At 47.0% G+C, this 24,559-nt stretch carries 19 protein-coding genes; 3 read left to right on the forward strand and 16 right to left on the reverse strand.

Features of this window, described 5'->3' with window-relative positions; genetic code table 11:
* Positions 1–73 precede the first annotated feature (73 nt).
* The 13 genes from ACN6MW_RS31200 to ACN6MW_RS31260 form a co-directional block, all read right to left on the reverse strand.
* Complete coding sequence (locus tag ACN6MW_RS31200) at positions 74–1,693, reverse strand: protein kinase domain-containing protein (RefSeq protein ID WP_419873593.1); 1,620 nt, start codon at positions 1,691–1,693, stop codon at positions 74–76.
* Between the two features lie 138 nt (positions 1,694–1,831).
* Positions 1,832–2,863, reverse strand: a complete 1,032-nt coding sequence (locus tag ACN6MW_RS31205) for a glycoside hydrolase family 88 protein (RefSeq protein WP_419876502.1) — start codon at positions 2,861–2,863, stop codon at positions 1,832–1,834.
* Positions 2,864–2,897: 34 nt separating this feature from the next.
* Complete coding sequence (locus tag ACN6MW_RS31210; RefSeq protein WP_364148539.1) at positions 2,898–3,734, reverse strand: carbohydrate ABC transporter permease; 837 nt, start codon at positions 3,732–3,734, stop codon at positions 2,898–2,900.
* 2 nt (positions 3,735–3,736) lie between these two features.
* Complete coding sequence (locus ACN6MW_RS31215) at positions 3,737–4,636, reverse strand: carbohydrate ABC transporter permease (protein WP_419873594.1); 900 nt, start codon at positions 4,634–4,636, stop codon at positions 3,737–3,739.
* Positions 4,637–4,738: 102 nt separating this feature from the next.
* Positions 4,739–6,076 (reverse strand): ABC transporter substrate-binding protein, encoded by a 1,338-nt coding sequence (locus ACN6MW_RS31220; protein ID WP_419873595.1) that lies wholly within the window; start codon positions 6,074–6,076, stop codon positions 4,739–4,741.
* A 116-nt stretch (positions 6,077–6,192) separates the two neighbouring features.
* Positions 6,193–7,749: a response regulator transcription factor gene (locus ACN6MW_RS31225; protein WP_419873596.1), complete on the reverse strand. Its 1,557-nt coding sequence runs from the start codon at positions 7,747–7,749 to the stop codon at positions 6,193–6,195.
* Positions 7,742–9,496, reverse strand: a complete 1,755-nt coding sequence (locus tag ACN6MW_RS31230; RefSeq protein WP_419873597.1) for a sensor histidine kinase — start codon at positions 9,494–9,496, stop codon at positions 7,742–7,744. The genes ACN6MW_RS31225 and ACN6MW_RS31230 overlap by 8 nt, the downstream gene beginning before the upstream one ends.
* A gap of 81 nt (positions 9,497–9,577) precedes the next feature.
* A complete protein-coding gene (locus ACN6MW_RS31235; protein ID WP_419873598.1) occupies positions 9,578–10,594 on the reverse strand; it encodes an SAM-dependent methyltransferase in 1,017 nt (338 codons plus the stop codon).
* 1,032 nt (positions 10,595–11,626) lie between these two features.
* Positions 11,627–11,959, reverse strand: coding sequence for a cyclic-phosphate processing receiver domain-containing protein (locus ACN6MW_RS31240; protein ID WP_364148552.1), 333 nt, complete (start codon positions 11,957–11,959; stop codon positions 11,627–11,629).
* A gap of 43 nt (positions 11,960–12,002) precedes the next feature.
* Positions 12,003–12,818 (reverse strand): Fpg/Nei family DNA glycosylase, encoded by an 816-nt coding sequence (locus ACN6MW_RS31245; protein WP_419873599.1) that lies wholly within the window; start codon positions 12,816–12,818, stop codon positions 12,003–12,005.
* Positions 12,819–12,858: 40 nt separating this feature from the next.
* Positions 12,859–13,671, reverse strand: coding sequence for a TIGR01457 family HAD-type hydrolase (locus ACN6MW_RS31250; protein ID WP_419873600.1), 813 nt, complete (start codon positions 13,669–13,671; stop codon positions 12,859–12,861).
* Between the two features lie 115 nt (positions 13,672–13,786).
* Entirely contained in the window at positions 13,787–15,088 is a 1,302-nt protein-coding gene (locus ACN6MW_RS31255) for a ribonuclease H-like domain-containing protein (protein WP_419873601.1), read from the reverse strand.
* On the reverse strand, positions 15,085–17,370 hold the full coding sequence (locus ACN6MW_RS31260; protein ID WP_419873602.1) for a DEAD/DEAH box helicase: 2,286 nt from the start codon (positions 17,368–17,370) through the stop codon (positions 15,085–15,087). Before ACN6MW_RS31260 ends, ACN6MW_RS31255 begins: the two co-directional genes overlap by 4 nt.
* A gap of 203 nt (positions 17,371–17,573) precedes the next feature.
* On the opposite strand from ACN6MW_RS31260, the gene ACN6MW_RS31265 reads away from it, so the two are divergent.
* Complete coding sequence (locus ACN6MW_RS31265) at positions 17,574–17,861, forward strand: autorepressor SdpR family transcription factor (protein ID WP_419873603.1); 288 nt, start codon at positions 17,574–17,576, stop codon at positions 17,859–17,861.
* On the forward strand, positions 17,858–18,469 hold the full coding sequence (locus ACN6MW_RS31270) for an SdpI family protein (protein WP_419873604.1): 612 nt from the start codon (positions 17,858–17,860) through the stop codon (positions 18,467–18,469). The genes ACN6MW_RS31265 and ACN6MW_RS31270 overlap by 4 nt, the downstream gene beginning before the upstream one ends.
* Positions 18,470–18,504: 35 nt before the next feature.
* Here the strand turns inward: ACN6MW_RS31270 and rnz are convergent, their stop codons facing one another.
* Both rnz and metH read right to left on the reverse strand, forming a co-directional pair.
* Complete coding sequence (gene rnz / locus ACN6MW_RS31275; RefSeq protein WP_419873605.1) at positions 18,505–19,443, reverse strand: ribonuclease Z; 939 nt, start codon at positions 19,441–19,443, stop codon at positions 18,505–18,507.
* Positions 19,444–19,554: 111 nt separating this feature from the next.
* Positions 19,555–22,971, reverse strand: a complete 3,417-nt coding sequence (gene metH, locus ACN6MW_RS31280) for a methionine synthase (RefSeq protein ID WP_419876503.1) — start codon at positions 22,969–22,971, stop codon at positions 19,555–19,557.
* 165 nt (positions 22,972–23,136) lie between these two features.
* Here metH and ACN6MW_RS31285 point away from each other — a divergent pair, with 165 nt between their 5' ends.
* Entirely contained in the window at positions 23,137–23,685 is a 549-nt protein-coding gene (locus ACN6MW_RS31285; RefSeq protein ID WP_419873606.1) for a 1,2-dihydroxy-3-keto-5-methylthiopentene dioxygenase, read from the forward strand.
* A gap of 74 nt (positions 23,686–23,759) precedes the next feature.
* Here the strand turns inward: ACN6MW_RS31285 and ACN6MW_RS31290 are convergent, their stop codons facing one another.
* Positions 23,760–24,548 (reverse strand): HAD family hydrolase, encoded by a 789-nt coding sequence (locus ACN6MW_RS31290; protein ID WP_364148578.1) that lies wholly within the window; start codon positions 24,546–24,548, stop codon positions 23,760–23,762.
* Positions 24,549–24,559 lie beyond the last annotated feature (11 nt).

The raw sequence follows: 24,559 nt of genomic DNA on the forward strand, positions 1-24,559 counted from the left end.
CATTCATATATAAACCATATTCAACCCATGCGTATTCACTCTTTTTGCCCGTATTATTGTACCACATAAATGATCATCCTGTGTTCATTTCATTGTAAAGCAGCTTTAAAATGGGCGATAACGCTAGTTTTAGTCTTTTATTGAGACGTTTGTCGTCGGTTGCCCACAGCCCGCGCCACTGCAATGAGAGCATCGTCTCCTCCGGCAGTTTAGGCACAATGGCCACCGGACGCTCTGGAAATAGGTGCAGCCATTCGGTTCGGCCGTGAAAAGCAATATCCTTATTCGCAACGAAAAGCATTCGAGCGTTGGTTGATTCCAGCTCATTCTTCAAATCAATCAGCTTCCTCAGCTCGCTTCTTTGCCATTTCACAACGGCCGGATCGCCCACCACTATCACAAGTGTCGCTTGCTTCATGAGCTTCCACGCACGCGGTTCCGTCCATTTTCCCGATATGTCGATTAAATTTATCGAAGCGCCTGCTAGGTGAAGCATTTGCTCAAAGCGCTGATCATCATGCCTAATATCTGAACGATGTTCCGGCTTCAGCGCAAGCCAATTCAGAGAAGCCTGATCAAATTTATAACGCTCGTACCGAAGATCCAGCGCGTAAGTATCCTGCACCACGTTCTCGCGCAGCCTTTTATTTCCGGCAAGCCATGCATGCCATTCCGGCCTTGCTTGTTCATATTCGGCTGCCGTAACGGAATCTTGGCCGGATGCCAACAGATTGGCAAGCGCATGCGTGATAAAGGTTGCGCCCGCTCCGGGCGCAAGTGAAAGAAGGCACACGAAATGCTGTCCATCATAAGGACTTCGGTTGTGATCCGCAATCGATTTCATTTCTTCGTTAAAACCTTGGGATTGCGCAAACGGCGCAAGCGCCTCTCCAACTTCCTGCACGGAACGGTATCGCATCCTCGGATCCGATTGCAGCAAGCATCGCAGCATCTTTTTGAAAGGATTCGGAATATGGCGAGACAGATGCTCAATAGGATCACTGCTGTCTATATTCCCCTCGTTGTACCGGTAAATCATCCCTCCGCTGGCCATAAAAAACAAGAGTGCTCCAAAACCGTATATATCCGTTTTTTCATCGCTTTGTCCTTTTCCTGCTTGCTCCGGCGCTGCAAAACCTAAAGTTCCCAGCTGGTCCGTATCCTGCTCTTTCCCCAGCTTGTATTGACGGGATATGCCGAAATCAATCAGCTTAACCTTCCTTTTGGAATCGATCATCACATTTGAAGGCTTTAAATCCCGATGAATGATCGGCGGATCATTCGCATGTAAATAACGAAGCGCCGAGCAGAGCTGCAAAGCAATTTCCATGATTTGCGCAAATGTCAGTACAGCATTCTTTGTGCGGTATAGTTCAGCTATCGTATGCCCCTCAATGTATTCCATAACGAGCGCTTCATATCCATGCTCGCTCGGTGGATAATAATCTACGATTAATGGCAAATGCTGATGATTAATTCTCATCAGCATTTGTGCTTCTTCCGCGTATCTGCCATTTCCGGGTATCGGAGCAATGACTTTAATCGCCAAGAGCTTATTGGCAAGCCTCAAATCTTCGGCAGCGTACACGGTCCCCATCCCGCCACGTCCCAGAACTCCAACGATCCGATAACGGTCATCAATTACCGTTCCGATCGGATACGGGTCAAACAGCCCTTCCATGCCCTTCATCATAGCCCTCCCATAAGAACAAAAAAAGCATCCCGACACCGTTTGCTAACTACACAAACGGCATCAGGATGCTTTCCCGATCCATCTTTTATTAGTGCAACTTTATCATAAAAGCAAGTCCAATAACAACGATTCGTTTCGTTAGAATACACGTTTCTTGGAATTAAGCAGCTCCGCCAGAAAAGCAAGAGCCAAGCCTTGGCCCCAGCCTTGAACTCGCTTATGTGCGACATCGCGGTAACCTTGCAGATCATTCATAACAGCGGTTCCGGCGGATACGTTCAGCACGGCGCCGTCGTCGGTAATTTGGCTTAAAATACCATCGATAGACCGCTGAATGTATTTGTTATACAAAGAACCGAAGGCGAACAAGCCTGTAGCGATTCCGGCTGATCCCGAAGTTTCATGATAAGACGTTTTATCGTCGAGGACGGTATGCCACAGCCCATTGTCGTCTTGTAAACGCACAAGCGTACTTAACTGATCCCGCATAGAGCCTTCGATTATCATGAAGGATGGGTGCTGTACCGCGATATGCGGCAAAGCTTTGGCCATCGTTAGTGCTGCCCATGAGTTGCCGCGTGCCCAGAAGATGGAGGACATATGGTTCTGGGCGATATTATCCCAGCCATGATAATACAGATTCGATACGGGATCCTGGAGAAAATACTCATGTCCATGATACTGCTTCAAGCCATCCTCCAAATAATCTGCACGGCCAAGCAGATGCCCCATACGGACGAGGAAATAACCTGCCATCATCATCGTGTCTACCCAAGCTTGCTCTGGAAAATTGTAAGTCTCCGAATTCACCGTATGTTGAAAAACTCCATCCGCAAAACGAACGGCGTCATTTTTTAAGTACTCGGCCATTTGAATGGCCACATCCAAATAGTTTTGATTGTCGGTTGCTTTATAAAGAGAGATGAGCGCATGTCCAATGGATACGCCGTTCACGGAAAGCTTAGGCAGTCCATCCTCCAGCTTCTCGTCTACCCACTCTTGCAGCAATTTAATATAACGTTCGTTTCCCGTAGCTTCGTAAGCCTCGGCCACTCCGTAAAAAGCTACGCCGCCTGGCCAATCCCAGCTAAAGTCCATTCTAAAGGTACGGTCTACTACGCGGTCAATAACTTCCCGAATATGATTTTCATCAAATTGAAGCTGAGGCATTTCCATCTTCCTCTCCCCTAATTCAAATGATTGACTATTTCAAACCGCTTGTACTGATGCCTTCAACAATGTATTTCTGAAAAGCGAAGAAAATGGCAAGCACTGGAATCAAGCTAACGATCGACATCGCGAACATCGCGCCCCAGTTGGAGACGGTATCGCTGTCTAGGAACATTTTTAGCCCCATGGATACCGGATATAAGCTTGGGCGGTTCAAATAAAGGACAGGTCCGAGCAAATCCTCCCATCTCCAATAGAAAGAGAAAATAGAAGCAGTCGCCAATGCAGGAACGACGAGCGGCAGAATGATCCGGAAAAACAAGCGGAACTTTCCGCAGCCATCGATGGTTGCCGCTTCATCAAGTTCATTTGGAATGGTCCGAATGAATTGAATAAGCAAAAAGATAAAAAACGGAATACCGAAATATTGCGGAATAACAATCGGTTTAATCGAATTCAGCCATTCAAGCTTCGCGAACAAAATATATTGCGGCACAAGCACGACATCATGCGGAAGCATGAGCGTCACCATCATAATGCCAAACCAAAACGTTTTGCCCGTAAAGTTAAGTCTCGCAAATCCGAAAGCGATAAAGGCCGAAGATAATACAGCTCCGATCGTTGAAATCACTACGATTTCCAGCGAGTTCATAATGAAATTCCCAAAGGATTGGCCTGCAATGCCCACCCAGCCTATTTTGTAGTTCTCCCAAATCCAAGGCTGCGGAATGAGTGAATCCGCGGTTGCGAATATTAGGTTACTTTGCTTGAATGAACTCATTAGCAGCCATAAGACGGGATACACCATGACTAATGCGAGCGCTGCGACAAAGATATGGTAGATCGGCCACTTCAGTTTTTTTAAGATCATGATTAATGGCCACCTTTCGACTCGTAATGAACCCATTTCTTAGAGGTATAGAACAGAATTCCTGTCAAAATGGCAATGATGATCAGCATAACCCAAGCCATCGCGGACGCGAAGCCCATATCGAAATAAACAAACGCCTGACGGAACAGATAAAGTGAGTAGAGCAGCGTACCGTCTAGCGGGCCGCCTTCCCCTTTGGAGATAATGTACGCTGGAACAAAAGTCATAAATGCGCCAATGGTCTGCATGATCGTGTTGAACAAGATAATGGGACTTAGCATTGGAATCGTGATTTTGAAGAACCGAATAACAGGTCCTGCACCGTCAACATTAGATGCTTCATATAATTCTGGCGGAATATTTTTGAGTCCTGCAAGGAAAATAAGCATGGAAGAACCGAATTGCCATACGGACAAAGTAATCAGCATCCAGAGCGCAGCTGCCGGTTCCGCAAACCATCTCACGCTATCTAAACCGAGTGCATTCAGAAATATGTTTATAACTCCTTCGTCTCCGTAAAGGTTGCGCCACATAATGGAAACCGCGACGCTGCCGCCGATAATGGAAGGAAGATAATAAACCGTCCGATATAACCCGATTGCTTTCGAAGCTGTATTCAATATCATTGCAATAAAGAGCGCAAAAGCCAGCCTAAGCGGAACTCCGATAAATACGTACAGGAACGTAACCTTAAGCGATGCCCAAAATTTCGAGTCATCCGTAAACATCGTCGAGTAATTCTCTAATCCGATAAAGGATGGTGTCGAGAGTAGATCATAATCTGTAACGGAAAAATATAACGATGCTGCTGCCGGGATCAATGTGAATAGTAGAAATCCGATAACAAATGGTCCAATAAAGGTATAACCGATCAAGTTGTTTTTCAGTGATAGCGATTTCATCTTATCCAACTCCTATACGAAGTCTATCTAGCCGATTCTTCGGTTTCTAAGAAAATGCGATGGCCGATCTTCCGACCAACCATCGCATCTGCTCAAACAATATTACTTGTTTTTCTTAAGAATGGAGGTTGCTTCGTCTCTAAATTTCTTTGCTGCTTCTTCCGGCTTGATTTTGTTGTAGTTCATTTGCTCAGCAAGGCTGGTTAAGGATTTAAATACTTCAGCAGAACCGATCGGATCAGCTGGATCCATTGGGGAGCTGTTTGCTTCCGCCCAAGCAACGTAGTCATAAACTTGGATTTGAGCTTCCGTGGAAACGGCTTTCAAAGCTTCTTTGACTTTAGACGATACAGGAACGCCGCGGTCGCCCAAGATCAATTTGTTTGCTTCGATATCATTTACGAAGAAGTTGATAAACTTAGCCGCTTCTTCTTTCGCTTTCGAATTTTCAGACACGGAGAAGAACATACTTGGTTTCAAGAACAAACCTTTTTCCATGTTAGGACCAACCATTGGAGCGATTGCAAGCGGACGGTTTGCAACTTGCTGCAAGCCTACATATTGGTTCGACCACTGCCATACGCCGATGCCTTGGTTAAGTACAAGGTGGCTGTCTTCCGCGCCTTTGATTTGCGCAAGCACGTCAGGTGATGGTACTGCGCCGTCAATTACCAGCTTAGCAAGCATTCCGAAGAAATCCGTAAACATTTTGTCATCTTCATAACCAAGGCCGGTACCTTCTGCATTAAACAATGTTTTGCCTAATGTACGGAGGTAGTAGCCGAAGAACACTTCAGGACGCATGCCGTTATCGAAGTAAAGTCCGGCAGCTTTAGCTTTGCCAGCCATTTCTACGTAATCATCCCAAGTGAAGTTTTCAGGGATGGAATCAATGCCTGCCTTTTTCAGAAGCGCCGGGTCATAGTTAAAGCCAAGTGCGTTGACGCCAAGGTTGATTCCGTAAAGCCCGTCGCCTAATTTACCGCCGTCGATTGCGTTTTGGCTGATGTCGGTAACATCGATTTGGTTGCCAATAAACGGTGTCAAATCAGCGAGTTGATTTCTGCCTGCATATTGCGAGTAGTTCTGCGTATCGATTTGGATAATATCAGGAAGCTCGTTTGCAGCCGCTTGAGGCGCAAGCTTCTTCCAGTAATCATCATAGTTCGCGTATTCCATTTCAATCGTGACATGCGGGTTTTTCGCTTTGTACATTTCAATGACTTTCATCGTGTAATCATGCCGAGGCTGTCCGCCCCACCATGCGATTCGCAGTGTAACTGGTTTGGCTTCTGACGGCTCCTCTTTTACTTCGTTGTTAGTCTTAGGTGTGTTAGTGGAGTTCGATGCGTTACCGTTGCCTGAATTTCCTCCGCAAGCGCTTACGAGAACCAAAGCAACAGCCATGAGCATTAAAAGCATTTTCTTCGGTGCTTTCATTGTGTTACGCCCCTTCCAAACTCTTTAATGTTGTTTACAAGCTTTATTATAGGCCCGATGTCGAATTGTCGGAATTAAAAAAACCGCTTTCTTTGTTAAAAAAACAGAGGTCGCCATTACGGCGACCTTATGAATTCGGATGGCGTAAATCCGGTATGCTTTTTGAATACCTGGCTAAAGTATTGCGGATTATCGCCGAATCCGAATTTTTCCGCAAGCTCGAAAACTTTCACGTCGCCGGTTTTTTCGATTTCTTGCACGGCCCTCTCCATTCTTAGACGGACGACGTAGTTTGAAAATTTTTCGTTCGTTTCCTTTTTAAACAGCTTGCCCAAATAATCGGCGTTCATATATAAAATCTCACTCGCTACCCAGTTGAGCGACAGCTCCGGGTTCGAGATCTGCTCATCAATTACGTTGATCATCTTATCGATAATGAGCGAATGCTTTTTGGAATGGGTTTGAAAATTGTTCAAACAGATTTGCTTGGCATTTTCGGTAACGAATTGTTCGACCGTTCTTAACGTGTGAAATTGCTCGAAGCTCGCAATCTTTGTAAGATAATCATTGATCTCCTCCGGTCTTCCTTGACGCACGATCGAAATATATAACGGGATGACATAGGATTTCGATAGATGCGTATCCATCCGGCTTTCCGCCAGCAGGGCAAAATAGCTTTGCAGCTCCGTTTGGACAAAAGCCCAATCTCCCGATTTCACATGCATGCAAAGCGGCTCTTCGTCGTAAATGAATGGCTTCAGCGTAATGTCATCGCCTCGTTCGACATCCTTTTGCGTAATGATGCTGCCCTCACCCAAATAAAACTGGTAGTTTAAGCATTCTAACGTATCACGGTACATTTTACGGGCATGGGTAATCGGGCCATCGTCGCTTACCGCAACGGTTGCATCGAGCTTGTAATAAGTCGTGAAGGTTTGTTTGATTTCATTGAGCTTTGCGAATAAAGCTTCCGTGCCGATGCTCGCCTTTATTAGCAAGAGTACATGCTTTCCGATCGTGGTGCTAAGCAGGACTATCGATTGGCCAATAACATCCTGCGCTATATTTTTGACGGCGAACATGTGCTCAAATTCAAATTTCCCTTCGATTTGAAACAAAAGCAGCTGTACCCTGTCATTTTCTACCGTGATATGAAACAGATTGCCGTAGTCGTCCCAATCGCGCTGACCATACGTTTTATTCGTAACGAGCTCCTTCAAAAATTGCTCCTTGGCATGAGGTAGCACCTTTGACAATTCCTTTTGAATATTGTGCATGAACTTTTCCTGCGACTGCTGTTCCTCAAGCTCAGTAATCACGTTCGTCAAAGCTTCTGTAATCGAGTTCTCATTGCAGGGCTTCAGCAAATAGTGTTTTACTCCGAATTGCATGGCCGTCCTGGCATAATCGAATTCGCTAAAGCCGGATAATAAGATGAAAGCGATGTGCGGAAATTTCTCATATACCTTCTCAACCAATTGCAAACCGTTCATCCCCGGCATTTTGATATCGGATATTACGATATCCGGCATATGGCTTTCAATAAATGCCATCGCCTCGAGTCCATTGCGGGCAGTTCCAGCGAGCTCCGTATTATATTCGTTCCATTTTACCGTAAGCGAAATGCCCTCCACGATGATTCGTTCATCATCTACCAACAATACTTTATACATGGGAATCCCTCATTTCATACGGAAGCATAAGCATAACTCTCGTGCCTCCATTTGGCTCGCTCTCAACCTGCAGACCGTATGCGTCTCCATATAAAAGCTTAATGCGGTCTTCAATGTTTTTCAATCCTAGTCCCGAGCCCTTTGTTTTCACTTGACCGCTTAGCAGCTGTGCAACAAATTGCTCTTCCATGCCTGGCCCGTTATCCTCGACCGCGACAAACAACCGATCATCCTCTGTATACGCATGAATATTTATGGTGCAGGTATCAATCATTTGTTCTAGTCCATAGTTAATCGCGTTTTCAACAAGCGGCTGAAGCGAAAGCTTCGGTATGCTGCAATGAAGCAGCTTATCAGGTACGTCGACGTTAAAATCAAGGCGTTCCTCGAAGCGGTATTTCTGAATCGTTACGTAATGATTGATGATATCAAGCTCTTTGCTAAGCGGAATAAGCGGCTCCTTCAGATTTATGGAGGTTCTAAGGAGAGAGCCTAACGCTTCAACCATTTGGGAAATATGCGTTTGATTGCTCAGCTTCGCCGACCAGTTAATGGACTCCAAGGTGTTATACAGGAAATGCGGGTTGATTTGTGCCTGAAGCGCTTTAAACTCCGTGTCGCGAATGGTCAGCTGCTTAACATAGTTTTCATGGATGAGCTCATTGATCCGTTCGACCATAATGCGGAAATTCCGGTGCATTTGTCCGGCTTCATCCATCGCAAGCGTGCGTTCATTGGATTCTTCGATATACGTAAAATGACCGAGCTGTACCCTTTTCATCTTTGCATTCAAACGTTCGATAGGCTCGGTTATGCCATTCGCGAATCCGACGGCAATCAACAGGATGACAATGAACAGAACCGCAAAAATTAAGATAATCGTATTTTTCACCTTGACCACGCGTTCAAAAATATCGTCAAACGGTATCAGCGTATAATACGTCCAATCGGTATAGGTCGAAGCGATATAAGTGACGAAATATTGCTTTCCCTCGTACCTTATGACCTTATATCCCTCATTACCGGATAACGCAGCTAACGAATCAATTGGAAAAGCCGAAGCTTCCGGATAAACCGCTTCATTGTTTTTCATAATAATCAGCTGCGCATCATTGCTGTTCAACCCTTTCGCTAAATCCCTGAACAGCTTGTTCATGTCAATACGAAGCGCTAATGTGCCAATGTAATCCAATTTCAGCTGATCGAACGATCTCACCTCACGCGCGGCAACTAGAGACTTATCGTTGCTGTAGGGGGCTATCCATGTATTTCCCCCTTGATTCACGGAAGTTGCCTGCTTATACACATTCAAGCGGTCCTGGTACACGGTAATCGAATTGGCACCGACCGCGTATTCGTTGTCATTCACGTCATATAACTGCGCTGAAAGCACGTATTTATCAAGCGCGCCGATGTTGACCATACGTTCTTTAACCGTCAACCGCACGACATAATTGTCATAATCGGATAGCCCGCTTTTAATGGAACGCAAATAACGCTGAATGGTCGAATCCGTAGCAAGCATAAAAGTAAGCTTCTCCATCTTTTTCAGCTCATTCTCGATACTGATCGAAGATAAGCTCAGCGCTTTTGAGGACTGCTTGTATATTTCTTGGTCGTAAAAATCAAAGGCATATTGTTGAATGATGATAGCAAGCACGGCAACAACCAGCATGATGACCGAAATGAGCACAAACATTTTATGCTTAATTCTCAAATTAGTATAAAGCGCTTTCAAATTGGGCACTTTCAACAGTCTCCTTTCACCATCGCTGTGTCATGAAAGATCAAAAAAGAGCGCCCTGCCTGATGGCTGGGGCGGCTCATATTATTTTTTGATCAAATATAGCGTGATCTCTTCTCGATTATGGAACAGCTGCTTCGCTTTTTGAAGCACGAATTCCGTTGATAGTCTGGAAATCACGTCTCGGATGGTTTGCAGCGGTTTCCGGTGCATAAGCTTCACCGTGATAATCGCTGTAGCGCCGGCTTTGAGCGCCGGCTCAAGATCAAGCACCAATTTGCACATCAGCATCGGACTCCAGCTCATATCACACACGAGCAGATCAAAAGTGGCGGGATTAAATTTAACTTCCGATGCGTTGCGTTTTAAATAGGTCAAGGTCGGATAGGCCATTAAGGACGGATGCAATTCTGCTGGATCAATCGCCGTTACGCGTAAGCCGCGTTCCAGCAGCAGCGAAGTCCAGCCGCCCGGCGCAGCTCCGACATCGAGTGCATTTTGGTAGCCGGCATAATTTAAGCCGAATTCCCTTTCTGCTTCAAGCAGCTTGAATTTTGCCCGGGATACCTGTCCTTCTTCACGTTGAAAACGAACAGCGCCGCCCGGCCAATCCGACAGCATGTCCGCTGGCGCACCGAATCCTGCATACATCTGGGTTGCCGCAGCATAAATCGCAATGATGATATCCGGCTGCTGGACGACTGGCTCCGCTCCGATCTCTTCAAGCACCGCATCCAGCACGGCTTTCGTGTCCGCAGCCGAATAAACAAATTCGGATTTGGAGGTTCTCCTAATATGCACGGCGACTCGTTTATTTTCAAAGGTCAGCACGGCGTTGCGGACCATATTCGATAGTTCCTCGAGATCATTCGCGTTGCCTGTAATGTCGATCGTACGATCCACCGGCTGGAAATGGCGTAAAAAGATCGGTTCCTGCTGTTGTATAGCTTGCAGCGTCTCTTCCCGATTTTGCGGGCTCGACATTAAAAACACTTCACCTGCCGCAAGCTGCGTGAAAGCGGCACCGTCAAAGAGCCTGCGAAGTTCTTCCATCGCATAAGGTGCATAAGTTTGATTGGCCGTTCCGATCCATTGACTCACGTATGTTAGACCTCTTTCGTATATGAATTACCCTCGGTCCCTTGATGGAGCCGTTTCTTCCCAGTCCTCAAGGGTGATCTCTTGCTTATGAAAATATGATTAGAGCAGCTGTTAAAAAGTAGTTTTCAAAAATGAAGCATGGTTATGTTTTTACTTTTTAAGATTTTTAAACCCACCTCAACCCTCCCTTCCAAGGAGGGCCCTGCCCCAAGGACTGCGTCCGATGGACACCTGCAATGGGACTAACGTGGGAGTCATCGCTGCTCGTATGGTGTGAGTAAGTTCTCTTTCGTCCCTGCGGACACGCTTATGTAGTCGATCATAACATCAGTCTCAAGCTGAACAGACTAAATCTATTAACAGGAATAACTACTGTTAATTGTTCACAGCATGGTCATTACCCTCATTTAACTGGATAATCTCCATCTAATCAGTTGTATTTTCCTCAGTTTATCCCAAACAACGTAATTTAACGGGAGTTTTTGCTGTTAATTATTATCATTCACTTCACCTACTGCCTCTCGGCAATAGATATTCCCACTGCGAAGCCGCTACACCTAAGCACTAGCAACGAGTCAGTCTCCGGCGCCAGCTTCATTCGATTGATTTCCATTGCTTGCATTATAACCGAATAAGTCACATTTCGTGAAACTAAACTTGATCCTTATTTTAGAATCAATAACTAATGGAGTCATTCTCAAGCAGGAAACGCCAATTAGTACCACGAAATAAAACCAATTCTATTATCTTTAACGCAAAATCCTCACGGATTGCTTGTCCAATCCTATCTGATTCCATTCCTAAGCCCCACTGTAAGCCTGTCTCTCGGTACGACAGCGCTCCACCCTCTCACCAAACTATTCATCACGTCGGATTAACATTATGTTGTTCCAGCTGCGAGTGTTTAGAATGTGCAACCCTTGCCGCCCTCCCTTGGAAGGGAAGCCGGCAAGGGTTGCATCGTAAAGCTTTGAAGGTTCGGAATAATCCTTTAAACTTTTGTTAATACCCCAAAGGGCAGACATAACGAAGTTAACGAGCAGCTATTTCCATTAAGAGAGCGTCCGGCATCGGACCGTTATGCAGCTTGGTTTCAGCCGGAGCACTTTCAGATAGCATATGGTACATTTGCATACGGCCTGCTGCACTTGAGGTGTGTAAGTAAATTTGTTCTGGATAACGCCCTGTTTCAACGATGTGGCGAACCACTTCATAGCCAGTTGGCTGAGCCCAGCCAAGATCGTAATCGAGTGAGAGGATGCCAACTTTCTCGTGATCTAAAAGCTGCTTGCATTCTTCGGCATTACTCGCAAGAACGAATCCTTTGGGGCATACTCGGTAATCGTCTAAGTACACATGGATCATGAATGAAACCCCCGTTCAATGAATAGATTCAAAGCTTGCTTATTCATTGATCCTTTTGGCAGTTCGAACAAACGAATGCCTTCCGGCCAGAAACATCGATTTTCTCGATAACGCCTTCGCAGCTCCGGCACATTTGGCCTTCACGGTCATAAACTTGAAATTGATCGCGATGCTTCCCCGTATGGCTATCCTCTGCCGAAAAAGCATGCTCGCCCGCTCCGCCGTTTGAAATCGCTTCCCTTACTACATTATGCATCGCTCCGTATAGGCGTTCCCAGGTTTCGTGTTCGAACATAGGAATTTTTGCATCGGGACGGATCCCGGCTGCAAAACAAATCTCATCCGAATATGCGGCGCCGATTCCAGAAATTACGTTTTGGTCCATTAACGCCGTTTTTATGGCTCCGCGTTTTTTGGCAAATCGCCCGATGAAACGTTCCAATGTCAATCTTTTGTCCAGGGCGTCTGGACCAAGCTTACCCAGTTTTTCCTCATTTTCCTTTACCGTTAAAAGCTGCAAGTCATCCGCTCTCAATCCGACGCCATACAAAACTGCTTCCCCAAAAATGAGCTTCAGCTGTGCGGCGCGGCTTGGTTTATCGGCTTCGCTTCCCTTATACAAATAAGCCCCTTGCCCCAAATGAAGCAACAGACGTTTCCCATTATCCAGATGCACTACTAAATATAAGCCTCTTCTTTCTACAAACCATACGACCTTGCCTACAACATCTCGCTGTATTTGTTCGTCGCTTGCTTGAAAAATCTTAGCATTCGTTATTTCGATACCGGTTATTTGGGCTCCCGCGAAATGCTCCGCGATAAAAGTCCGATAAATATCCAGTTCGGGCAGTTCTTGCATGAAAGTTCGCTTCCTTCCTATGTTCTTCGTTTACGAAATCTCATATTTCCCTGTGATCAGATATATAAGAACGAAGCTCTTCTAAGTGATTGCAAATTACGGTTGGTTTACATCCTGCTTGATCCATATAATAAGACATATTTTCAGCAGTCGTAAGCCCGGTCAAAACAAGAATCGTACCACAGCCGGCAGCTTCCCCGAAAGCGATGTCTGTAGCCATATTGTCCCCGACTACCCACGTTTCTTCAGCTTTTAAGCCGATTTCCCTAAGTGAATATTTCATAAGAACGGGTGAGGGCTTGCCGATTAAAATCGGTTCTTTCCCACCAGCCGCGCGCAGCATAGCCCCGATGGAGCCCGCTCCGGGGATGAGGCCATCGGTAGATGGTAGCAATAAATCCGGGTTTGTCATTACAAAAACCGCTCCGCCATGAATATACCGAACAGCTTTTGTTAAGCGCTCGTAGGTAAAGGTCCGGTCAATTCCCTGCAGCACGAAATCCGGCTGTTCCTCCGTTAAAGCTAAACCCGCATCCTGAACGGCTTTTTTTAGACCGGCTTCCCCTACTACGAATACAGATGCTCCCGGCTTGATCTCCGCAATATGTTCCGCAGCTGCTTGCGCTGAGGTGCATACATCCTTTGCTGCTGCAGGGATCCCCATCTTCATCAGTCTTTCAGCGACCTCTTCTGGCGTTGACGATGAATTATTCGTGACAAATCGAAAAGGAAGCTTCGTTTCTTTCAAATATGAAATAAGTCGATCGGCATCATCAATTCGGTGCGTACCATGATATAACGTGCCATCAAGATCAATAAGCAATCCGCGCATAGCAGGATTTTTATTTGTCATTGGTGTTATCCTCCCAAGCGAGAACGGCTTTCGCTGCAATCAACTTTATTAACTTTGATTGCCAGATAAGAAAACGCTCCCTACCCAACAATCGCAGCCCGAATTAAAAAACTCATTATTGAATATGTTTTGTGGATTTCCGCCGCAAGCGCGTGATGCGATTACGCAGTGCCTCGAGCTCAGCTCTTTTTTTGGTATCGCGCCGAATAAGCAAAGAATGATTCATGGCATGTTCAAAAGCGGTATTTGCATGCCCTAAAGCAGCCTCATAATCTTTCAGCTTATGCTCGTAATACATGGCAAGCTCGATACTTGCTTCATGAGCGGCCGGACCAAAATGCGAGGCGGAATGTATAATAGCCTTCTGCCACAATAACACAGCCCGAACCCAATTTCCAGCCTTCTTGTCACGTGCAGCAAGCATGAGAAGCGTAGAAGGATTCGATTGTTCAGCTTGCATTGCGTTATCGAACAATTGAACAGGCAGCTCTTTTTTCCCCATTCGTTCAAGCCAGAGTCCCGTACGAACCATTTCCTCCGGCTCATCCGGAAGAGGAATATACGATTCGATTTTGCCGTTCAATAAATGCCCAAATCTAATCGCTAGGCAAGCAAGGGAGAGCATATCGATTTCATTATGACGAAAAACGCCTTCAAGCGGCGCGGGATCTCCATTCGCTAAATATTGAAAATATAGCTGAGGCGCCAGTGAGCCCGGCACGTCATCCTCGCGTTGAATGCCAAGGCGTTCTTCCTCGACATGACTTAACTTACATGAAACCAATGTGTTTCTCCATATCGAACGTGCCGGATGCAAAAAATCGAGATGCCGAGGCTCCCACATTTTACGGCCAAGTCCATTCAAAATGAAACGGCTCTGGACAAGCGGCCAATCGAACGTCTTGCCATTGTACGTGGATAAATAAGTGAACTGCTGCAGTTTTTCCGCCAAATACATGAGCATCGCTCTCTCTTCGGCAGGATGCCTGATCAAGGCCTGCTCAATGACAAATTGCCCCTTTGACATATAGCCTATGCCGACCATAAAAGGAACGTTCCCCGCTCCGACGCCAAGGCCCGTCGTTTCCAGATCCAGAAACAAAATTTGCTCAGCGGCCATTTGCTGATCGGAATGAAAGGCAGCTAAACCGGGCGCTGCCTCTTCCAGCTCCTTGAGCGCATGCAAACCATGGCGATGGTCTATTGTATATTCTATCTTTCGCAGCAGAAAGCTGCCTGTCTCATTCGTTGCGAGCTTAACGCCAAAAGCAGCCCAAACAGGTGAAAGCTTTTCCTCCTCGTCATCGGAAAGCTCTGTTGTGGGTTCCTCTAACCTCTCGGAAGATTCTTCATTTACTTCTTCCTGCTTGGCGCTTTCCCCCCGCAAACGGTTCATTCTATCGCGCATTCCGCTCATCGCGTACCCTCCGCTTCGTTCAGCAGCTCAAGCGCCTGCTGCTTTCCGAGAAGACCCACTTCTTCAATGGGACCGACGCAGGCGGGACAGCCGCTTAAGCATGTACAAGCGCGTATCAATGATTTGGCTTGACGTATGAGTTCGTCATGAACCTCGAATAAACGCTCGCTTAACCCGATTCCCCCGGGGTATCGGTCATAGAAATAAATTGTCGGCTTTTGCGTATGGACAGCCTTTACTTGAGGTACGACTCTAATATCAAAAGGATCGCACATTAAATAGAGGGGAGCGATATGCACGAGCACGTTCGCAATGCCCAGCAATGCGAACTGCATTTCGTTTTTGCTTTTGCGCGCTGCCGCTTCCTCGCTGAACGAGAACCAGTAACCACTCGTATGCAGCTCTTCCTCCGGTAAATGAATAGGCCCCGAGCCTATATTTTCATGCGTGCGAAGCTTTATTTTTTTGAAAATGGTCGGTTTGGCATTGACCGTTAGTTCACCGTATTGCCTAATCAGCTCGCCAGACTCTTTCTCTTTGTCTACGTACAGCACCTTCAGCTCGACTGCAAGGTTGGCATCTGTGTAATAGTCTACGCTAACTTCACGCACATAGGCTTTTTTCTCCGGATAGTCTAGCTTCTCGACCTGATACTGCACGCCCTCATGAATATAGATCGCTTCCTCATGGATGAGCGTCGGAGCGCTGAACCGGTCAACCTCTCCCAATACCCGGCTGCCATTCGTATTATCTATAATGACAAAGTTCTCTTGCGCCGCTGAGCGCAGCGATATGTTATGTGCCGGAAAGGATTGCTCCATCCAGAACCACCGGTTGCCCGCTTGATGCAGCACCTTCTCTTCCACGAGAAACTCCATCATATCCTCAAGCGATTCCGAACCGAATGTGTCCCCAGCCTCGAATGGGAGCTCGTATGCGGCGCATTTGACATGATCCATAAGCACCAATAAATTATCGGGATGGATCAATGCCCGCTCAGGAGGCCGATTAAAGAAAAAGTCCGGGTTTTGGATCATATACTGATCCAAGGGGTTGCTGCTCGCCACCATAAAGGTAATCGAGCTCTCTTGCCTTCTCCCCGCGCGTCCGGATTGCTGCCAGGTGCTTGCGATCGTTCCCGGATAACCATTCAAAACACAGGCTTGCAGCTGTCCGATATCAATGCCAAGCTCAAGCGCATTCGTGCTGACAACGCCGCGGATTTCGCCCGATCGCAAGCCCCGTTCAATCTCTCTGCGCAATTTGGGCAAATATCCGCCCCGGTACCCTCTAATCGACTTATCGTTAATTTTATCGCGGATCAATTCCTGCAAATAGGTCAGCAGAAGCTCAACGCGGACACGGCTTCGCGCAAATACGATCGTTTGAACTCCCTGTTTCAGCAGCAGCCCGGCGAGTTTTCGGGTCTCCAGCACGCTGCTGCGGCGAATGCCCAGCTGTTTATTGACGACCGGGGGATTGTAAAAGACAAAATGCTTCTCTCCCATCGGAGCGCCGTTATTATCGACAAGCTTAACTTTCTCCCCGATTAAACGCTCTGCATGCTCCTGAGGGTTATCTATCGTGGCAGACGCGCATATGAACTGCGGCGTCGAACCGTAAAACTTGCAAATTCGCTTAAGACGGCGAATAACGTTCGCCACATGGCTCCCGAACACGCCTCGGTAGGCATGGACTTCATCAATAACGATATACTTTATATTTTCGAACAGCTTGACCCACTTGGTATGATGCGGCAATATCGCCGAGTGGAGCATATCCGGGTTCGTGACCACGATATGTCCGGCATTTCGGATTGCGGTACGCACCGTTGGCGGCGTATCCCCGTCATAGGTATGTGTTTTAATGCCTGCGTCCATTAAATCAGCGAGCGCTTGCAGCTCAGCTACCTGGTCTTGCGCCAGCGCCTTCGTCGGAAACAAATAAAGCGCCCTGCCCTCTTCATTCTCGAGCAGAGACTGCATCACAGGCAGATTGTAGCATAACGTCTTGCCCGAAGCTGTTGGCGTCACCGCGACAACATGGTGTCCGGCCCGCACTTCACGGTAAGCTTCGGCTTGATGCGTATATAATTCGCTGACCCCGCGGGAATTCAGCGCTTCCTTCCATGCATGGTGCAGGCCTTCCGGCAGCGGAGCGGTACGCGCGTCACGCGGAGCAAGAGTTCGCCAGTGCGTAATGTTATCCATAATCTCGGTATTTTCCCGCACCTGCGTAAGCCACTCCTCCAAACCGGAGGTTTTTCCCGTAAACCGGTTCATGACCGTCCATCTCCCATCAAACGTATGTTTCTTTATATTTTACAGAATACATGTTCGGTCTGCAATTTTAATTTAAGGAAACAACAGCCGCCTCGAAAATTGACAGCCATTTGCGTACACGATATAGTAGTTTTATATCATCATTTAGACACTTGTTTAAATATCTAACCGTCTGCGATTTTTTCTGCGAAAGGATGGGTACCATGTCCATCAACCTTGCTTTTAAAGCTTTATCCGACCCGACAAGGCGGAAAATATTAGATCTTCTTCGCGAGCGTGACTTGACTGCTGGCGAAATTGCCGACCATTTTCAAATGACAAAACCAAGCATCTCCCATCATCTAAGCTTATTAAAGCAAGCCGAGCTCGTATCGGATGAGCGTCATGGCCAACATATCTACTATTCGCTAAATACGGCGGTATTCCAAGATTTGATCAGTTGGATCATCTCCTTTCAGCAATCCGACGTCAGGGGGAATGATAAAAATTGAAATCTGCCGTGCTCTCATGGATCATCGTTTCGTTTGCTCTAATCGCAAGTATCGCAACTTATTCCTATTTGCCTGAACAAATGGCCATTCATTGGGATATTAATAATGAAATCAATGGATTGGCGCATAAAGCCTTCGCTCTTTTGCTAATGCCCGCATTAATGGTCATTTTGATCGTTATTCTGCCAAGAAAGCAAAATTACCAGAAGCACAAAGTTACTCTGCTCATCGTTCAAAATATCATTCTGCTAACCCTTTTGGCTCTGCACAGCACCACGATTGCGTTAGGCTTCGGATTCGAGGTCGATATCGAGATAGTGGTCATACCGATGATCGGCGTCATTTTAACCGTCTCGGGCATTTACATGCCGCGCATCCAGCCTGACAGCTTAATCGGCATCAAAACAGCCCATACCTTAGCAAGCGAAACCGTTTGGAGAAAAACGCATCAGACGGCTGCTAAGTTTTATGTTTTCGGCGGCCTGCTTATGATCGCAAGCGCATTCGTCCCGAGTCCCTATCAAGTATTTATTTTTTTCGGCATTATCGTTGTCATCGTTTTAGCATCGGTTTTCTTGTCCTTTTTTTATGGAAAAGACCATCATTAAACAAAAAAACGCGAGGAATTCTCGCGTTTTTTTTATTATTCATTCAAAGCACGTTTGACCTCAATATGGAGCAGATCGACGGCTGCCGTTGCCGGTTCGAAATATTGAGCAGCCTCTCGCTCCAGCTGCAAGAGATCCTCGTTGCTGTATCGCCCGCTAAAATGTGTCATAACCAGCCGCTTGGCCTTCGCTTTGGAAGCCGTTTCGGCGGCTTCCGCCGTTGTGCTGTGGCCAAACTCATGGGCCTTCTCTTCCATGCCTGCGGCAAAGGTAGCTTCATGCACAAGAAGATCCGCATTGACGGCTAGTCTGAGAGCGTTATCACAAGGCTTCGTATCTCCCAGCACCGTGATAACCCTCCCGATAAGTGCCGGACCGGTTACATCTGCTGTGTGCACGATCGTACCGGATGTCGAAGTAACGGACTCCCCTTGCTTTAGTTTCCCATACAAAGGGCCTGCTTCGATGCCAAGCTCCTTTAGCTTATGAACAAGCAGCCTGCCGGGCTGATCCTTTTCCGTTATGCGATAGCCGTAGCTGACCACGCGATGCTCAAGCTGCCCAACTTCCACTTTAAACCGGTCATCTTCGAATATAACAGCTTCATTCCCCCCTATTTCATGGATAATCAGTTCATAATCGAGCTGAGTGGCGCTGATACTGAAAACCGTCTCAATAAACGCTTTAATCCCAATCGGACCATAGAGCCTAACCGGGGTAACGCCTCCATCGAACGAGCGGCTGCTGAGCAGACCCGGCAAACCGTATAGGTGATCGCCATGCAAATGCGTAATGAATACGAACTCAAGTTTATTCAGCTTAAGCGGCGTACGCATGAGCTGATGTTGAGTCGCTTCGCCGGCGTCAAACAGCAGCCAGCTGGAATGGGGCTCAGGCAACTGCAGCGCCATTGCGGTAACATTCCTATATTTAGAGGGTCTTCCGGCCCCCGTCCCCAAAAACCACATATTCATATCGTCAGTCACCTCACTCTTAGCAGAAGCTGCCTTCACTTCAATTATTGAAAGGAAGAGCCCTTTCAAGCTCGTTAAACGAACGCTCAAGGGCTCTCTTTTTATTATAAGCTATAGTTTCTCTACGTTAAAATATTGCGCTTCAGGGTGGGCGAACACCATCGCGGATACGGAAGCCTCTGGCTCCATCATGCATCCTTCGGTCAATTCAACGCCAATATCCTGAGGTCTCATCAGATCGAACAGCGGTTCCTGATCTTCAAGATTCGGACATGCCGGATAGCCGAAGGATACGCGAATCCCTTGATATCGAGCGCCGTGGCGCTGCTTCATCGTCATTTCTGCAGGATCCGGGTAACCGCAAATATCCCGCATAATATGATGGACACGCTCAGCCATTCCTTCTGCCACTTCCAGTGCTACGGATTGCAGGGCATGCGAGCGCAAATAATCCCCGTTATCTTTCCATTCGTTGGCGAGCTCACGTATGCCATGCCCAGCCGTTACGACCAAGAAGCCAACGTAATCCATAACGCCGCTCTCCACTGATTTCAAGAAATCAGCTAAGCATAAATACGGCTCAACCTGCTGACGAGGGAATGTGAATCTCTTGATTTCCTGCAAAGGATCAACCGGGTTGTAAATAATGACATCATTGCCCGAGGATTGCGCCGGGAAGAAACGGTACATGCCATGGGTTTTGATAATGCCGTCCGACGTGCCCTTTTGCAAAATTTCATCGACGGTAGCTTTGAGCTGAACTGCTTTCTCATTGCCTTCCTTCAGCAAATTATCTACGTTACCTTTTAGTCCGAGATGATGTCCGAGCAGCATTTGCATATTCACATATGGAATAACATGCGGCAAAGGTACATCTCGCAAAATATGACGGTCCAGATCCGGCGGCGTAAACACAGGCGCATCCGGCGAAATTTTGGAACGCACCGCACGGGTTAATTGCGGCAAAGGCTTTTTCTCTTCCTCTTCGAGGCCGCCGGATGCCTTAAACGCAGCCATCTCGTCCTCCATCCGCGAGCGGTGTGTCGGATCCATGAGCTTGTTCGCGATGTCAAGCCCATCCATGGCATCCTTCGCGTATAACACAAGGCCGTCGTATTCTGGGCCGATTCTCGTTTTAGTAAACTTCCGCGTCAATGCTGCGCCTCCAACAAGGATGGGTGCATCAATGCCTGCCGTGCGCAAATCCTGTGCCGTGATCACCATTTGCTGCGCCGATTTCACGAGCAAGCCCGATAAACCGATTGCATCGACCTTCTCTTTGCGGTACGCCTCGATTAATTGCTCAGGCGGTACTTTTATGCCCAAATTTATGATTTTGTAGCCGTTATTCGATAAAATAATTTCAACGAGATTTTTGCCGATATCATGCACATCGCCTTTAACCGTCGCCAAAATGATTTTTCCTTTTACGGATGATTCATTTTTCTCCATAAACGACTCTAAGTAATTTACGGATGCTTTCATAACTTCGGCGCTTTGCAGCACTTCCGCTACGATTAGCTCATTCCCGTTAAATAGGCGGCCAACTTCCTCCATCCCGCGCATAAGCGGTCCGTTAATGACATCCATAGCCGAATATTTTTTCAGCGCTTCGTCAAGATCCGGGATAAGGCCTTCCTTCGTTCCTTCCACTACGTATGAGCCAAGACGCTCCTCGAGGGTTAGATTCGAAATCTTTTCTTTCTTCTCGACCTTCTTGTCGCGGAAAGCCGCAACAAAAGCCGCCAACGTTTCATCCGTCGTATTATAGATGAGCTCCTCGGCCAGACGACGCTCTTCATCCGGAATCGAAGCATAACGCTCTAGCTTTTCCGTGTTAACGATAGCATAATCAAGACCTGCTTTGGTTGCATGATATAAGTATACGGAGTTAAGCACTTCACGGCCCGCATCAGGAAGACCAAAGGAAATGTTGCTGAGTCCCAAAATCGTTTTGGCAAGCGGGAACTTCTCCTTGATCATCCGGATGCCTTCGAGCGTTTCAACCGCGGAACCGATATACTGGGGATCGCCGGAGCCGACCGGGAACATATTCGGGTCAAAAATAATATCCTCAGGGTTCATCTTATATTTTTGAGTCAGCAGGTTATAAGAACGCTCGGCAACCTCCATCTTCGCTTCACGGGTTACCGCTTGGCCTCGCTCATCGATGAGAATCATGACGACAGCAGCCCCATAGCGATGGATTAACGGCAAAATTTGTTCAAATTTAGATTCGCCGTCCTCCAGGTTAATAGAGTTAATGATTGCTTTACCTTGCGAATATTTAAGCCCCAGCTCAATAATATGATCATAAGTGGAATCGAGCATTAATGGCGCTTTTATCTTTTTTACGACCTGAGGCAAAAATTGATGGACCGCATACGCCTCATCGATATCCGTGTCCTGCAGGTTAATATCGATCACATGTGCGCCGCCCTTAACTTGGGCTCTTGCGATTTCAGAGGCTTCATCGAACTTTTCTTCCTTTAGGAGCCGTTTGAATTTACGGGAACCGGAAATGTTCGTGCGTTCCCCTATCATAATCGGGCGATTCTCAGGCTCGATGTATACAGTCTCGATGCCGGAAACCGCATTCGGATGCGATCCCATTTTTGTGCGCGGAGCGTATTTTGCCATGGTCTCACCCATCGCGCGAATATGATCGGGCGTCGTTCCGCAGCAGCCGCCGGCAATATTCAACCAGCCTTGCTCAGCAAATGCCGACATTTTCTTGGCCAATGATTCAGGCGATTCGTGGTAATGTCCGTTCTCGTCGGGCAAGCCCGCGTTCGGATAACAGCTTATCGCAGAATTGGCAATATCGCTGAGCGTACGAAGATGATCCCGCATAAACTCTGGACCCGTTGCGCAGTTCAGGCCAATGGAGATCGGCTTTAAATGCTCCAAGGAAATATAAAAAGATTCAATCGTTTGGCCGGCAAGGGTTGTCCCCATCGGCTCAATCGTGCCGGAAATCATAATTGGAAGCTCTTTGCCGAGCTTATCAAAGGCGTTGCGGATTCCAATGCTGCCCGCTTTCACGTTTAACGTATCCTGTGAGGTTTCGAGCAATAAAGCATCAACATCCGCTTCTATTAAAGCAAGCGCCTGTTCATAATAGCTTTCAACGAGCTCATCAAAGGTCACTCCGCCGGTTACCGATAAGGTCTTGGTCGTAGGGCCGAGCGCGCCGGCTACGTATCTGGGCTTGTCAGGCGTGCTGTATTTATCGCAGGCGTCACGTGCCAGCTTCGCAGCTGCCAGATTGATTTCTCTTGCTTTTTCAGGGATATCATAATCAGCCAACACGACGCTTGTAGCTCCGAACGTATTGGTTTCCAGGATGTCCGCGCCTGCTTCAAGATATTGCTCATGAATCGATTGTATGACATCAGGACGAGTCAGAACGAGCATTTCATTACATCCGTCCAGCTCAGGTCCGCCAAAATCATCTTCATTTAATCCAGCTTGCTGGATCATCGTCCCCATTGCGCCGTCCAAAATAAGGATACGCTCCTGAAGCATTTGTTGTATGGTCGGTTTCGACAATTTACTACACCCTTCCCAAAATCATTAACACATAGTTTATCAGAATACCTTCCGCGTGAAAAGGTAATCCATCGACAATCCATTTGATTTGTTTTATAATCATTATATCATTTAATCTCTATAGGAAAAGAGGGAATGTTCATGGCTGAAATTAGAATTCGCAATACAGAGGAACGGATTCAAGGAGAAGAGGCTGTCCGTTCATTTCTAGAACAGCAAGAGGTGCTTTACGAGCATTGGAACCCGAGCAAGCTGGCAGAAGGCCTTCAGCAGAAATTCGTGCTTTCCGACGAAGAAAAACAGGAAATTTTGGCAACCTATGACGAAGAAATCAAAGATCTCGCAGAACGCCGCGGGTATAAAACATGGGATATCATTGCCTTATCCGATGCTACGCCGAATCTAGACGAGCTGCTTAAAAAGTTCGAAAACGTACACACCCATACAGAAGATGAAGTTCGCGCGATTACTGCGGGACGCGGCATCTTTATTATTAAAGGTACTGACGATGTAGGTTATTTTGACGTGGAACTGGAAGCTGGCGACGTTATTTCCGTCCCGGAATACAAGCCGCATTTCTTTACGCTTATGGATAACCGTCAAATCGTTGCCGTTCGTCTTTTCATTGAAACTGAAGGCTGGATCGCCCATCCTTTCGCTGATGAGAAGTTCGCATCCAACCAGGCTTAATACGTATCAAAAATAATGCAAGCCCCTCTTATGCTGCAAATGCAGGCAATGAGGGGCTTTTTTGTTGCAATATTTTATAGCTCCAGCAGCTGCAGAAGCTCTTCTAAGTGTTTAATTTCATGGGTAGGAATGATTTCGTCGTTACGGACGGCGCCGTGGCGATTAATCCAAACCGAGGTCATCCCAATCGTATTCGCGCCTAAAATATCCGTTGTCAGCTTATCGCCAACCATAATTCCGTGCTCCGTTTCGATGCCAAGACGCTCAAGTGCATGCTTAAATATCGCAGCAGCCGGCTTCCCTTGCCCGAACTCGCCCGAGATGATGATATGGTCAAAATAAGGCAGAAGTTCCGGTACGCCCGCGAGCTTTTCTCTTTGCAAATCAGGCGAACCGTTCGTGAGAAGCAGAAGCTTATATTTACCTTTAAGCGCATCCAGCACGCGGAATGTTTCTTCATATACGATTGGACGCGAACGGCGTTCAGCCGGGAATTGCTCGGCTAGCACAGCCCCTAGCTCTTCATTGTCCACGCCAAGCGCCTTCAACCCTTGTGTCCATGCTGCTTTCCGGTAACCGGGAGCAAGATTCTCAAGCTTGCGGAATTCTTCCTGCTCGCCTTCGCGGAACGGAGCCCACAAACCTTCAAACGGATTGATTCCAATCATTTTTGTAAAAGGGAACGTTTCATACGATTCATAAAGGGCTCTTGCTTCACGGCGTACCGCTTCCTCCAGAGCATCAGGATCAACTCCGGTCGCAGCCGCTGCCGCTTGGCAGGTTGCTTCAAAAGCTTCCTTTACGCTGCGGTCATCCCACAGCAATGTGTCATCCAAATCAAATAATACCGCTTGTTTAGCCATCGTTGTTCAAA

Origin of the sequence: Pristimantibacillus sp. PTI5 (assembly GCF_048572955.1) — a bacterium.
Taxonomy (GTDB): domain Bacteria; phylum Bacillota; class Bacilli; order Paenibacillales; family Paenibacillaceae; genus Pristimantibacillus.

Bases quoted from the DNA above. Each gene is read 5' to 3' on its own strand.
- ACN6MW_RS31200 (WP_419873593.1), bottom strand. From the start codon at position 1,693: ATGATGAAGGGCATGGAAGGGCTGTTTGACCCGTATCCGATCGGAACG.
- ACN6MW_RS31205 (WP_419876502.1), bottom strand. From the start codon at position 2,863: ATGCCTCAGCTTCAATTTGATGAAAATCATATTCGGGAAGTTATTGAC.
- ACN6MW_RS31210 (WP_364148539.1), bottom strand. From the start codon at position 3,734: ATGATCTTAAAAAAACTGAAGTGGCCGATCTACCATATCTTTGTCGCA.
- ACN6MW_RS31215 (WP_419873594.1), bottom strand. From the start codon at position 4,636: ATGAAATCGCTATCACTGAAAAACAACTTGATCGGTTATACCTTTATT.
- ACN6MW_RS31220 (WP_419873595.1), bottom strand. From the start codon at position 6,076: ATGAAAGCACCGAAGAAAATGCTTTTAATGCTCATGGCTGTTGCTTTG.
- ACN6MW_RS31225 (WP_419873596.1), bottom strand. From the start codon at position 7,749: ATGTATAAAGTATTGTTGGTAGATGATGAACGAATCATCGTGGAGGGC.
- ACN6MW_RS31240 (WP_364148552.1), bottom strand. From the start codon at position 11,959: ATGATCCATGTGTACTTAGACGATTACCGAGTATGCCCCAAAGGATTC.
- ACN6MW_RS31245 (WP_419873599.1), bottom strand. From the start codon at position 12,818: ATGCAAGAACTGCCCGAACTGGATATTTATCGGACTTTTATCGCGGAG.
- ACN6MW_RS31250 (WP_419873600.1), bottom strand. From the start codon at position 13,671: ATGACAAATAAAAATCCTGCTATGCGCGGATTGCTTATTGATCTTGAT.
- ACN6MW_RS31255 (WP_419873601.1), bottom strand. From the start codon at position 15,088: ATGAGCGGAATGCGCGATAGAATGAACCGTTTGCGGGGGGAAAGCGCC.
- ACN6MW_RS31260 (WP_419873602.1), bottom strand. From the start codon at position 17,370: ATGAACCGGTTTACGGGAAAAACCTCCGGTTTGGAGGAGTGGCTTACG.
- ACN6MW_RS31265 (WP_419873603.1), top strand. From the start codon at position 17,574: ATGTCCATCAACCTTGCTTTTAAAGCTTTATCCGACCCGACAAGGCGG.
- rnz (WP_419873605.1), bottom strand. From the start codon at position 19,443: ATGAATATGTGGTTTTTGGGGACGGGGGCCGGAAGACCCTCTAAATAT.
- metH (WP_419876503.1), bottom strand. From the start codon at position 22,971: ATGCTTCAGGAGCGTATCCTTATTTTGGACGGCGCAATGGGGACGATG.
- ACN6MW_RS31285 (WP_419873606.1), top strand. From the start codon at position 23,137: ATGGCTGAAATTAGAATTCGCAATACAGAGGAACGGATTCAAGGAGAA.
- ACN6MW_RS31290 (WP_364148578.1), bottom strand. From the start codon at position 24,548: ATGGCTAAACAAGCGGTATTATTTGATTTGGATGACACATTGCTGTGG.